We start from the raw sequence: 12,174 nt of genomic DNA on the forward strand, positions 1-12,174 counted from the left end.
TATACATTCGGCATCTCACTCTTTACCGTTTTCCTGATCGGGTTTTTAAATTTTGCAGTCAGCTTTGGTTTATCTATGTTTCTGGCATTCAGGTCAAGAAAGCTTAATTTCGGTCAGGTAAGTGAAATTTACAAAGGAATTTTCAGGTACTTCCTGAAAAATCCGCTAAGGTTTTTCATTCCTTTACAATCCGGTTTGGATAAAAAGACGGATGATCTGATGAGCAGCAAAATTCCTACAAAATCTGAAGATCATTAAATTGATCAATACCAAATTTATCCTGGAATTTTTTCAGGTAAAAGCTTTTACGCATCTGAAAATCGTTCTTCAATAACGGGGAGTGAATTTTGATAATCACTGTTTTGTCCTCAATATTTACGCTCTTTATCTCCCTGAAAAGGCTCTCATCGAGATATTCTTCCAGAAAATCTTTAATTTCAAAAGCAATCAGTTTACCTTCAAAGCCATAAATTCTTGCGAAAGACTTCACAAGCTCCGATGATTGATATTCTCGTTTTTTACTCTTTTTCATGATAAATTCTTTTCAATCAAATAGATTATAATTCGAAAATAATACTTTCCTCGTTAATTTTTTTTACCACATTTTCGGTACGTTCTCTGTGCGTATCCGTAATAAATATCTGTCCGAAATTTTCCTGGTTTACCAGTTCAATCAGCTGCGAAACCCGGTTGTCATCAAGCTTATCAAAAATATCATCCAGCAGCAGAATCGGCGTTTTTTTGGTGAGTTCCTTTACAAGGCTCATCTGGGCAAGCTTTAGAGAAATAAGAAAAGACTTTTGCTGTCCCTGTGACCCGATTTTTTTAATCAAAACAGAATCCATCTCAAACAGAAGATCATCTTTGTGAATCCCTTTTGATGTATAGGTAAGCATTCTGTCGCGCTCCAGGCTTTCCTTCAATAGATCTTCAAATGAATGTTCCAGGAGATGAGATTCGTAAATTACCGAAACCCGTTCCATTCCTCCCGAAATAATCTGGTAAAAACTCTGAACAATAGGGTTAAGTTTTTCAACAAAATCCCTGCGTTTTATAAAAATTTTTGTTCCGGTTCTGGCAATGGGATCATCATAAATTTCCAGGGAATCTTTATCCCAAATCCTGTTTTTAGCGAAATATTTTAACAACGCATTTCTTTGCTGCACGGCTTTCTGATATTGGATGAGATCAAACAGATATTCAGAATCGGTTTGTGAAATCATCGAATCCAGAAACTTTCTTCTGCTTTCCCCGGAATCCGAAATGAGATTGGAATCGTAGGGAGAAATCATGACGCTCGGCAGATAACCGATGTGGTCAGCAAGCCGGTCATAGCTTTTATCATTTTTTTTGATGATCTTTTTGGCTTCTTTCGGCTGAGAAATTTTAATGACATCTTCACGGTCTTCATTGATGATTTCTGCGTCGATAGTGAAAAAATCTTCTTCGTGCTTAATGTTATTGAGATCGGTATTTCCCAGGAAACTTTTTCCTACCGAAAGATAATGAAGCGCATCCAGAATATTGGTTTTTCCCACACCGTTGTTTCCCACAAAACAGTTGATCTGCGGTGAAAACTCAAATCTTTTTTCAGAATGGTTCTTAAAATTATACAGCGAAAGTTTCTTGATAATCATTTGTCAAAAATACTTCATTATTACTGAAAATAAAAAAGGAAGTGCAGAGCAGGTTTCCACTCCGAAGGAAAAATAAGCATCATCTCTTTCGTTTTCAGAGAAATAAATAAGAACAAATGTAATAATACCTGAAAAGAAAAAAGAAACCGCAGCATTGAAGCTGAGGAATTGTGAAGCTAAAATAACACTTAAAAATACCAGCACATATGCAATGTATTTGGTATTCTGAACACCAACAAGAGCCGGGAATGTTTTCACCCTATCTACTTTCATATCACGGATATCAAACGGAAGAACCAGCGCGGTAATGAACAGGAAGCTGATTAGAAATATCGGGATATTAAATTCCGGCAGGGTAAGCCAGCAGTTCATCAATGCCCAGACCAGTCCTACATAAAATACCTTGAGCAGAGGGATTTTCCGGATATAAACATCAAGGAAAAAACTGTTGTAGAGGAGTCCCAGAAAAACAATGATGCCCCATTTTATCAATCGTATTTCATTATGATTATGAATAATTAAAAACGAGCAGATAATTCCGGCAGCAGCATTTACCATTAAAATTTTAGAAAAATGTTTTGTTTTCTGGTATTTGGTGTAAAGATAGCCACTGAAATATGTTATAAAAATCAGGAAAACCGTGGGATAACGGAATGTGTTTTGCTCCAGCATGAAAAATACTGCAAAAAGGGTTCCCGTTAAAGAAACATATAATTGACTGTCTATAACGGATTTTTTCAGTATTTTTAAGGTATTCATTTATCAAAAATAACATATATGAAAAGATTTTCCAAGATTTTTATGCTTTTGCTTCTCCTGCTGAATTTTTCGGTAGTTTTTGCTCAGAAATATTACGATGAGCAGTGGAAAAAAGTAGCTTCAAATTCTCAGAAAGGAGCGTATAAATCTAATCTTCCCATCATTTCAGAAATACAGAAACAGGCGATGAAAGACAATAATATGATACAGCTTATTCAGTCTTTAAAGGCAGAATTCAGCATTATCAACCGAACTCAGGATGATGAAAAAAATGATACGGCAAGTCAGTTCTTCAAAAAACTTACCGAGGTTGAAAAACAGCTGAAAGGCAATGACAGCATATTCTTTGAAGTTTTGCTGAATAGTTTTTTCATGGATTATTACAATGAACATTCATGGCAGATAAGACAGCGTACCAATATCAATTCCCAGGATTTTTCACAAATAGAAACCTGGAGCAGGCTTGATTTTAAAAATTATTTATATCAAAAATACCAGCAGCTTGATTTCCAAAAAGATAAATTAAGAAAAATTGCTCTGAAAAAATACGAGAAGGCTTTTTCAGACGGCGATTATATTTCCTATTTCCCTACATTATGGGACTGGTATTCCACCCAAAAAATCAAATTTCTTTCCAATAATGATTTTTTCACCAAAAATGAGCTCGAAGAAAACCGTATTAAAATTAATGCAGATTTTGATGAATTAATTGCTCAGAACACCGGAAATTCCAAACTGTATTTTATGCACAAAAAGTTGCAGCAAAACTGTAATTTCGGTCAATGCAAGGATAGGCTGATGCAGCTTAAAAATCTATTGAAATCCGATGCGGAAGGCGATTATAAAGTTCTGATCATGGAAGATATCATCAATCAGCTGATTGCTGATAAAAAGCAGAAGGATGCTCTTGGAGTGGCTGCCCAGGCAAAAAAACAATACCCGAAATCTGATTTCATAACCAATATCAATAATGCGGAAAATCTTATTGTAAACCCGTTTTTGAATATCAAATACGAGCAGCAGACCCAAAGCAACAAACCGATTCATTTTGTGGCAGAATATAAAAATGTGAGTTCTTTTTCCATCAATATTTATGAAGTGAAGGAAGATTTGACATCCTTTTTAAAATATGCTAAAAATCCTTATGCCAATACATTTACCAGTGTTAAAAAGAATCTTATTAGAAAAGAGGGATATCAGCTGAATGATCCTAAGGATTACCAAAATCACAAAACATCGCTGGAAATACAACCTCTTCCGCCCGGAATTTATCTTGCAGAATATACCGTTCACGGAATCAGCGATAAAGATGCCGATGCTGACAAAGATTTTTATATTCTGGTTGCGGATAACAGGATTACTTACCAGTTGAAGACGGAAAGAGATCAGTTATCAAACGAATTAAAGCTGGTTCACAGCGAAAACGGAAAACCTCTTACCAATGAAAATCTTACCTTTTATGAATTTGTTTCTAATAAAGAGGTCAACACAATACAAGGTAAAACAAACGATAAGGGCGTCTTTATGTTTCCAAAAACATCGGGTTCGGATTATTACAGAACCTTCCTCATCGGGCAGCCGAAAACAAACAATTTTCAGATCATGGAGGTATACGGAAGCAGAATCCAAAATATCGATCAGGATAAAGAAGCAAAACGAAGCAAAGCTCATATTTTCACAGACCGGGGAATCTATAGACCGGGGCAAATGGTTTATTTTAAAGTGATTAACACCAGTATCAATAAAGAAATTGAATCTGCGGTTGCAGGATTGCAGCAAAAAATAACGTTAACGGATGCAAATGGCCAGGATGTTTCTGCTCAAACATTTACCACCAATGAATTCGGTTCTTATCACGGAAGTTTTATGTTGCCGAAAGGTAAATTAAATGGAGCTTTCTATTTGAGAACCGATACCAATGAAGGATATAAAGATTTCAGCGTTGAGGAGTATAAAAGGCCAAAATTTGAAGTAACATTTGATCCTGTAAAAGACGAGTACAAATACGGACAAACCATCGAGCTGAAAGGCAAAACCATGATGTTTTCCGGAGTTGCTTTAAGCAATACAACGGTAAATTATGAAATCAAAAAACGCAATATCCGCTGGAGATATTTTTCATGGTATCCGCAGGATGATGATAACGAAAACTCAATTTTAGGAGAAGCAAAAACCAATGAAAAAGGAGAATTTATCATTAAGCTTGACCTTAAAAAAGATGAAAAGATAGAAGGGGTTCAGATTGATAATTACGAAATCAATGCCTCTGTTACAGATATCAACGGCGAAACGCAGACTGCCGATACACAATTAAAAGTAGCTTCAGTTTCCCATTACATCCAGGCTGAAGAAATTAAAGATGTTTTCTCCGATGAAAATATAAAACTGAAAGTTGAAACCAAAAATTATAATGAACAAAACCTTAAAAAATCGTATCAGGTAAAGCTATCAAAGCTGCAGGCACCGGAAAGGATTTTCAGGAATAATTTCAAATCCGAAGTTCAGGATTTGCCGAAATACTCTAAGGCGGACTTCATCAGCAAGTTTCCGCATGATTTTTACGATAAAAATGATGAAATTAAAAACTGGAAAACAGCTTCTGTTATTCTTAATGATACAAAAAGAAATGAAGAATTTCTTGATCTTGGAAAACTGGAAGCCGGAGATTATCAGCTTGAACTGTACAATATCGAAGGGAAAGATACGATAAAAACCACTCAGAATTTCAGCGTCTGGGATAAAAAATCGTTAAAGCCGAATCAGAAAACTTTCCTAACGGTTTTACAGCCTCAAAGAGAATTTACGAGAGGTGAGAAAGCTATGTTTACTATTTATTCTTCCGTTCCTGATGCTTTACTGAATATTTTCGTTCAGGACGGATCAGGGAAAACAATTTCAGAAGTTAGGGAATTTAAAAACGGGATTGTAGAGTATACGGCAGACATTCCGAAAGATAAAAATGTAAGAACATTGAATGTTCAGTTCCAGGTGGTGGCATTCAATGATGTTCAGACGGAAACTGTCAATCTTGCGATAAAAGATGCAGAACAGCCTTTAAGAATTGAAACCATTACGTTCAGGGATAAAATTCAGCCCAATTCAAAAGAAAAATGGTCTGTAAAAGTTTCAGGAAATGAAAAGGAGAAAATCAATGCGGAAGTATTGGCCAATATGTACGATATGTCTCTGGATAAATTTGTTATCCATAGATTCAATTGGTATAGCTTATCTGTGCAGACTTCAATGGTGACTTCTTATGACATCAGAAAATATCTTAATCAGCAATATTATCAGAAAAGATTGGAATATATGCCGGAAGAGGAAGTTGTAATTCCAGCTTTTAATTGGTTTGACAGAGACTACTTTAACGGACTTCCGGGAGAAGCATCAGGAGTGGTAGTACGCGGTGTTGCCAGTCCGGCTCCAATGGCTTCAAAAAGGGACAAAACGCAAATCGCAAGTATGAGAATTAGTGATGAGGCTATCAATATAATCAATTCCGGAAGACAATTAACGGAAGAAGAAAAAAAAGAGTATACTGATGATTTCTATTATGATAAAGACGACAAACCTTTGGAAAATATTCCGGTTCGCCAAAATCTTAATGAAACCGCTTTCTTTTATCCGGATTTAAAGACCGATTCCGAAGGAAACGTAAGCTTCGAGTTTACTTCTCCGGAAGCTTTGACGAAATGGAAATTAATGTTCCTGGCGCATACAAAAGATGCCAAAGCAGCAACATTGGAAAAAGAAGTGATAACTCAGAAAGAATTCTCAGTAACCCCGAATTATCCAAGATTTTTAAGAGAAGGCGATGAGCTGAATCTCCAATCAAAACTGTCGAATTTAACCGATAAAAAATTGAACGGTTCGGCAAGCTTACAGATCCTTGATGCTTTCACCAACGAAGATATTTCTTCCCAATTCGGATTAGATTCAAACGTTCAGAATTTTGAATTGAATGAAAAAGGAAATTCATCATTAACATGGAAAGTAAAAGTTCCTAAAAATGTTTCATCGATTATTTTAAAAGTGGTTGCCAAAGCCGGTCAGTTTTCCGATGGCGAACAGAAAGCTGTTGCTGTTTTACCAAACAGAATGCTTGTAACAGATGCCGTTCCGGTTTTCGTAAAAGAAGGTGAAACCAAAACATTTACACTTGAAAATCTCAAAAACTCGACTTCAACAACGATTTCTAATGTTTCCAATACATTGGAACTGACGACCAATCCGATCTGGGAAATTATGTTTGCGTTGCCAAGCCTTAAAAATGATCCCAATAATTCAGCCGATGTCATCTTTAACAAATGGTTTGCGGATGTGTTAGCATCAGAAATTTTTAAGGCCAATCCAAAGATGAAAGCTGTTTTTGATGAATATCAGGATAAAGGATTGTTAAACTCCAATCTTGAGAAAAATCAGGAGTTAAAACAGTTGTTGCTGGAAGAGACACCGTGGGTTCTGGAAAGCCATAATGAGAAAGAGCAGATGCAGAAATTAGCATTGCTGTTTGACGTTAATACGATGAAAAATTCGATCAACCAGGATTGGGATGATCTTAAAAAGCTCCAAAACCCGGATGGCGGTTTCTCCTGGTATCCGGGATATCCGAGTTCATATTCCACTTCATTGTACATTCTTAAAAACTTAGGAAAAATCAATCTATGGCTGAAAGATCATGTAAAAGCATACCAAAGTTCAGAACAAAATGAACTGGTGAAAAAGCTGGTTCAGTATGTAGATAATGAAGTCGCAAAATATGAAACCTCGGCTTCCCTCAAATCAGGTAAAGAAAGTAGCCTGAACAACTGGACGCTGGAGTATCTTGATGCCAGAAACTATTGGGAAAACCAATATCCTCTAAAAGGAAAAGGTGAAACCATAAAATCTCTGGTAAAACAAAAAGCGAAAACAGCAAAAATTACAGATTTCACCTTCTTCGGGCTCCATCGTACCGCCTTGCTGATGAATGATTTCGGATTGAAAGATGTTTCGGATAAACTGATGAATTATTTAAAAGAAACTTCCGTAGACTCAAAAACGCAGGGTATTTACTGGAAACAGAATCTTGACGACTGGGGCTGGTTCAGCTCTAAAGTAGTGAATCATGCCGGCGCATTGGAAGCTTTCAATAAATTAAAACCCAACGATCAGAAATTCATTGAAGACATGAAGATATGGCTCATCACACAGAAAGAAGTGAATTCATGGGGAAGCTCCAGAGGAACCGCTGAAGTAATTTTCACCATTTTAAATTCAGGAAAATCATGGACTTCTTCTGAAAGCGATAAAGCAACCATCATGTGGGGCGGAAAAGAACTGAAGCCGGAAACGCAGGCAACAGGTTATGTGAAATCTACGATAAAAACGGATGTTCTCAACAAAAGCCTTGCTGAGGTTACCGTTACCAAACCGGGGCCGGGAATTGTTCAGGGAGGTTTGTTCTGGCAGTATTATGAAGATTTAGATAAAATAAAATCTTCTGAAAGTTATCTTTCCATCACGAAAGAACTGTACAGAAAAATCAAAACAGTCAACGGTGAAGAATTACAGAAAATAACTCCGGAAACGCCATTAAAAGTTGGAGATAAAGTAACGGTAAGAATGATCTTGAATACGGACCGTGCGATGGAATTTATTCATATTAAAGACATGAGAGCGGCAGGCTTTGAACCTTTAGATGTATTGTCCGGTTACCAGTGGAAAAATAATTTAGGATATTATCAATCCACAAAAGATGCTTCCACGAATTTCTATATCCAGTATATGCCGAAAGGGAAATATGTTTTTGAATATGATTATGTAGCCAACGCTTCCGGAAAATTCTCGAACGGAATAACCACCATACAGAATTATTATGCTCCGCAAATGAATGCGCATACCAAAGGAAGCGATGTTCATATTTCGGAATAAATTTGATTTTTAAACTTCTCAGAAATGGGAAGTTTTTTTATTGTAGGCTGGCTGTGAAAATTTTATAAAATTTAAAATTCTCTTTTTAACATTTAATGAAAACGATCACAAAAAAACTGATATATTTGTTTTTTTAACATTACTAATTATGGAAAACATTTTTGATGTAAAAACGATTCAGAATTATATTGACAGAATTAATACGTTAACTCCTGAAACGCAGCCGTTATGGGGGAAAATGGCGGTAGACCAGATGCTCGCACATTGTAATGTTTCTTATGAAATGGTTTACGAGCCGGAGAAGCACAGAAGGCCAGGTTCCATTGCAAAATTTATCTTAAAAACATTCGTAAAATCCAAAGTGGTCGGTGAAAAGGGATATTCCCGCAACAGCCCTACTGCCCCGCAGTTCATTATTGCCGACAGGAAAAATTTTGAAGAAGAAAAGAAAAGACTGATCGGTTTTATCCAGAAAACACAGCAGCTGGGAGAAACAGCTTTCGACGGCAAAGAGTCTTTTTCTTTTGGTAAATTAAAGGCGCAGGAATGGAACAATATGTTTGCCAAGCACCTGAATCATCATCTGGCACAATTCGGAGTGTAATTAATTTAAACCAAAACAGATGAAAAAATTAGTACTGTTTCTCCTTCTTATTTCAAATTTTCTGTTCTCACAAATGCCCGATATTTCAAATGTCTGGCTAAATAACAGCAAATCTTACACAGGAACAATCGGCAGCAAAAACCAGCAGATTACGCTTAAAATCGAAATCTCTGAACAGGATAAAAAAAATGACCAGGAATATTTTGTTTCCGGCTATACGCAGGTAGATAACAATTATACCAAATTCGAGGGCAAATTTAAAATTAAAAAATACAAAGATTCCGGTAAAAAAGGAAAGGTCTACGGAGAATATGAACTTGCCGAAGAATCCAAAGGAAAGCATTCCGGGATGTTCAGGGGGGAATTTGTATATACCTTCCGCTGGGATAAAAGCAGCGAGAAAATTGTTGCGCAAAATATTAAACTTACAGGCAACTGGAAAAGTTATGATAATACTCTGGATTTTAAAACAATAATAAATAATCAGTAATCATGATAAGAAAAATTTTGGCAGTAGTAGCAGGAATGATCGTGGGATCGGTAGGAGTATGGCTTATTGAAAGACTTGGTCATGCATTGTATCCTTTTCCGGCAGGTTTAAGGCCGGATAATCTGGAAGGTTTCAAATCGTATGTAGAAAGTTTGCCGTTTATGGGAAAATTTATTGTTATTATCGGCTATGCGTTGGGGGCTTTGCTTTCAGGATTTATTTCTACTAAAGTTGCGAAAGATGGAAAACCCACAGTCGCAATCATTTGTGGAGCAATTTTTACTTTTTTCACCATTTATAATATGATCATGCTGCCTACTCCTCTTTGGTTCTGGATTCTTGGAATCGCAGTTTGGGGATTGGTTCTGGCAGGATATAAATTGGCTTTAAATAAAAACAACATATGAAATTAGGAGCTTTTTCAATCAGCTTAAGTGTAAAAGACCTTCAAAAATCGAAAGATTTTTACGAAAAATTAGGTTTCAGCCAGATGGGCGGAAATATGGATCATAATTATCTTATCCTGAAAAACGGAGATCACATCATTGGCCTTTTCCAGGCAATGTTTGATGGTAATATGCTTACATTCAATCCGGGATGGGATCAGAATGCCCAAAACCTTGAAAGTTTTGATGATGTGCGAGACATCCAGAAGCATTTAAAGGAACAGGGTATTGTATTGGAAAAAGAAGCAGATGAAACCACTTCCGGGCCTGAACATATCTACCTTAAAGATCCCGACGGAAATATGATCCTTATCGATCAGCACAGATAAAAAACTATATAAAAATATAAAAATATGGCTACAGTAAATGTTTATTTAACGTTCAACGGAAACTGCATGCAGGCTTTCGATTTTTACAAATCAGTTTTCGGTGGAGAATTTCCCTACGTAGGAACTTTTGGCGAAATGCCTCCTATGGAAGGTAAAGAAATGCCGGAGGAAGACAAGGATAAGATCATGCACATCAGTCTTCCGATTTCTCAGGAAACCATTCTGATGGGAAGCGATACAGGAGGAGAGTGGGCTTCCGGTTTTAAGGAAGGCAACAATTTCTCAATTTCCATCAATGCAGAATCAAAGGAAGAAGCAGATAAACTCTTCAACGGGCTTTCTGAAGGCGGAAAAGTAACTATGCCAATGGCTGATACTTTCTGGGGCGCCTATTTCGGCATGTTTACCGACAAATTCGGAATTAACTGGATGGTCAATTACGATGACCCTTCCAAAATGCAACAGCATCCTTAAATAAGATACACCAAATAATATACACCGGCATCAATTGCCGGTTTTTTTTGCATACATCTCACCGATATAATTATTACAAGATATAAATCATTTTCATAACCTGATTATTTTGCTTATTATTGATAAATAATATTAAATTTTAATTATTTAATAGATTTTAGTAATAAAAATAAACGGAATGAAAATTTTAAGATCAATTGCAGCAGGGCTTTTAATGTTCGCAATTTCTTCATTGCAAGCGCAGAAAAACGATTTGGGAGCCTGGTATATGTATTTTGGAAATAACAAAATCAGTAAAAAATTAAACTGGCATAATGAAATCCAGTACCGGAATTTCGATGCAGGAGGAGATCTTGAGCAGCTTCTCATCCGCACGGGAATCGGGTACGACCTTACAGAAAACAACAATAATATCTTGTTAGGATACGGATTTATTTTAAGCCAGCCTTATGTAAATGGCGAAAAAACAGAAAATATTGAGCACAGGATTTTCCAGCAATACATTATGAAACAAAAGTTCGGAAGGTTTAATATTCAGCATCGTTACCGTTTGGAAGAACGTATTCTCGAAGATGATTTCAGGATGAGGTTCCGGTATTTTCTAGGATTTAATATACCGATCAACAACAAAGAGCTTGTCCCGAAAACCTTTTATGTATCTGCGTACAATGAAATATTTCTGCATTTAGACACTCCGGTTTTCGACAGGAACAGGGTGTATGGAGCTTTGGGATATGTCATTAATAAAAATATGAGAATTGAAGCCGGATATATGAACCAGATCCAGGAAAACAGAAACCGCGGGCAAATTCAGGTCGGCTTTTACAATAATATTCCTTTCACAAAGAATTAACAGAGGTTATCCATCATGGGTTTGTTTACCGTGGAAGCTAAGAAAGATTTTCGCATTTCTAGTCAAAAAAATAGTACATTTAATATTCAATAAATCATGAAAAGATAAAAATGTCAGGAAAGTTGCATTAAATCAATAAAACAAAATATATGAGCCATCCGATCATCATAGAACAGAAAGTGAATGCGCCTGCAGAAAAAGTCTGGGGAGCATTAACCAACAGAAACGAAATGAAAATATGGTATTTTGATATTCCCGATTTTATTCCGGAAGTTGGGGCAGTTTTCAATTTTTATGAGCCCGGAGATGAAAGGAAATACCATCATCAGGCAGAAATTTTGGAAATCATCCCGGAAAAGAAACTTAGGCATACCTGGTTTTATCCCGAATTTTCAGATCAGAAAACAACCGTAACCTGGGAACTTGAACCACAAGCCGAAAGCACTTTGATCCGGCTGATTCATGAAAATATCAACGGCTTTAATGATCTTGGCGAAAATTTTTCCGAAAAAGCTTTCAATGAAGGATGGACACAAATTATAGAACAAAGCCTGAAACGGTATCTTGAAAATTGATCTTCATCTATTATATATTACAATTTAATGAAGCTATGCAAGGAAATTAGCAGGGAGCAATAAATTTTGCTAATTTTGGAAAAATTTTTAGAAA

Annotated in this window: 11 protein-coding genes and 1 pseudogene; 9 read left to right on the plus strand and 3 right to left on the minus strand. The window is 36.2% G+C overall.

The window, feature by feature from the left end; all coding sequences use genetic code 11:
• Window positions 1-258 (plus strand): annotated as a pseudogene (locus SOP96_RS06065) (recombinase); the annotation flags it as partial.
• Here the strand turns inward: SOP96_RS06065 and SOP96_RS06070 are convergent.
• The 3 genes from SOP96_RS06070 to SOP96_RS06080 are packed head-to-tail and all read right to left on the minus strand — an operon-like array spanning window position 236 to window position 2,396.
• A complete protein-coding gene (locus SOP96_RS06070; RefSeq protein ID WP_326320106.1) occupies window positions 236-532 on the minus strand; it encodes a hypothetical protein in 297 nt (98 codons plus the stop codon). The pseudogene SOP96_RS06065 and the gene SOP96_RS06070 sit on opposite strands and share 23 nt — an antisense overlap.
• A 25-nt stretch (window positions 533-557) precedes the next feature.
• Window positions 558-1,637, minus strand: coding sequence for a DNA replication/repair protein RecF (gene recF, locus SOP96_RS06075; RefSeq protein ID WP_326320107.1), 1,080 nt, complete (start codon window positions 1,635-1,637; stop codon window positions 558-560).
• A 3-nt stretch (window positions 1,638-1,640) separates the two neighbouring features.
• Window positions 1,641-2,396: a UbiA prenyltransferase family protein gene (locus SOP96_RS06080; protein WP_326320108.1), complete on the minus strand. Its 756-nt coding sequence runs from the start codon at window positions 2,394-2,396 to the stop codon at window positions 1,641-1,643.
• Between the two features lie 18 nt (window positions 2,397-2,414).
• Here SOP96_RS06080 and SOP96_RS06085 point away from each other — a divergent pair, with 18 nt between their 5' ends.
• From SOP96_RS06085 to SOP96_RS06120, 8 genes are all read left to right on the plus strand, one after another.
• Window positions 2,415-8,309 carry an alpha-2-macroglobulin family protein gene (locus SOP96_RS06085; RefSeq protein WP_326320109.1) on the plus strand — a complete coding sequence of 1,965 codons (5,895 nt, stop codon included), beginning with the start codon at window positions 2,415-2,417 and terminating at the stop codon, window positions 8,307-8,309.
• A gap of 148 nt (window positions 8,310-8,457) precedes the next feature.
• Window positions 8,458-8,913, plus strand: coding sequence for a DUF1569 domain-containing protein (locus SOP96_RS06090; protein WP_326320110.1), 456 nt, complete (start codon window positions 8,458-8,460; stop codon window positions 8,911-8,913).
• A gap of 19 nt (window positions 8,914-8,932) precedes the next feature.
• Complete coding sequence (locus SOP96_RS06095) at window positions 8,933-9,403, plus strand: hypothetical protein (protein ID WP_326320111.1); 471 nt, start codon at window positions 8,933-8,935, stop codon at window positions 9,401-9,403.
• Window positions 9,404-9,405: 2 nt separating this feature from the next.
• Window positions 9,406-9,810, plus strand: coding sequence for a hypothetical protein (locus SOP96_RS06100; protein WP_326320112.1), 405 nt, complete (start codon window positions 9,406-9,408; stop codon window positions 9,808-9,810).
• Window positions 9,807-10,178, plus strand: coding sequence for a VOC family protein (locus SOP96_RS06105; RefSeq protein ID WP_326320113.1), 372 nt, complete (start codon window positions 9,807-9,809; stop codon window positions 10,176-10,178). The genes SOP96_RS06100 and SOP96_RS06105 overlap by 4 nt, the downstream gene beginning before the upstream one ends.
• A 24-nt stretch (window positions 10,179-10,202) precedes the next feature.
• Window positions 10,203-10,652, plus strand: coding sequence for a VOC family protein (locus SOP96_RS06110; protein ID WP_326320114.1), 450 nt, complete (start codon window positions 10,203-10,205; stop codon window positions 10,650-10,652).
• Window positions 10,653-10,830: 178 nt separating this feature from the next.
• Window positions 10,831-11,505 (plus strand): DUF2490 domain-containing protein, encoded by a 675-nt coding sequence (locus tag SOP96_RS06115; protein ID WP_326320115.1) that lies wholly within the window; start codon window positions 10,831-10,833, stop codon window positions 11,503-11,505.
• Between the two features lie 149 nt (window positions 11,506-11,654).
• Entirely contained in the window at window positions 11,655-12,080 is a 426-nt protein-coding gene (locus SOP96_RS06120; RefSeq protein WP_326320116.1) for an SRPBCC family protein, read from the plus strand.
• Window positions 12,081-12,174: the final 94 nt, after the last annotated feature.

Origin of the sequence: Chryseobacterium salviniae, assembly GCF_035819015.1 — a bacterium.
Taxonomy (GTDB): domain Bacteria; phylum Bacteroidota; class Bacteroidia; order Flavobacteriales; family Weeksellaceae; genus Chryseobacterium; species Chryseobacterium salviniae.

Excerpts from the sequence above, each read along its gene's own strand:
- SOP96_RS06105 (WP_326320113.1), top strand. The coding sequence starts at position 9,807 with ATGAAATTAGGAGCTTTTTCAATCAGCTTAAGTGTAAAAGACCTTCAA.
- SOP96_RS06115 (WP_326320115.1), top strand. The coding sequence starts at position 10,831 with ATGAAAATTTTAAGATCAATTGCAGCAGGGCTTTTAATGTTCGCAATT.
- SOP96_RS06110 (WP_326320114.1), top strand. The coding sequence starts at position 10,203 with ATGGCTACAGTAAATGTTTATTTAACGTTCAACGGAAACTGCATGCAG.
- SOP96_RS06120 (WP_326320116.1), top strand. The coding sequence starts at position 11,655 with ATGAGCCATCCGATCATCATAGAACAGAAAGTGAATGCGCCTGCAGAA.
- SOP96_RS06100 (WP_326320112.1), top strand. The coding sequence starts at position 9,406 with ATGATAAGAAAAATTTTGGCAGTAGTAGCAGGAATGATCGTGGGATCG.
- recF (WP_326320107.1), bottom strand. The coding sequence starts at position 1,637 with ATGATTATCAAGAAACTTTCGCTGTATAATTTTAAGAACCATTCTGAA.
- SOP96_RS06090 (WP_326320110.1), top strand. The coding sequence starts at position 8,458 with ATGGAAAACATTTTTGATGTAAAAACGATTCAGAATTATATTGACAGA.
- SOP96_RS06085 (WP_326320109.1), top strand. The coding sequence starts at position 2,415 with ATGAAAAGATTTTCCAAGATTTTTATGCTTTTGCTTCTCCTGCTGAAT.
- SOP96_RS06070 (WP_326320106.1), bottom strand. The coding sequence starts at position 532 with ATGAAAAAGAGTAAAAAACGAGAATATCAATCATCGGAGCTTGTGAAG.
- SOP96_RS06080 (WP_326320108.1), bottom strand. The coding sequence starts at position 2,396 with ATGAATACCTTAAAAATACTGAAAAAATCCGTTATAGACAGTCAATTA.
- SOP96_RS06095 (WP_326320111.1), top strand. The coding sequence starts at position 8,933 with ATGAAAAAATTAGTACTGTTTCTCCTTCTTATTTCAAATTTTCTGTTC.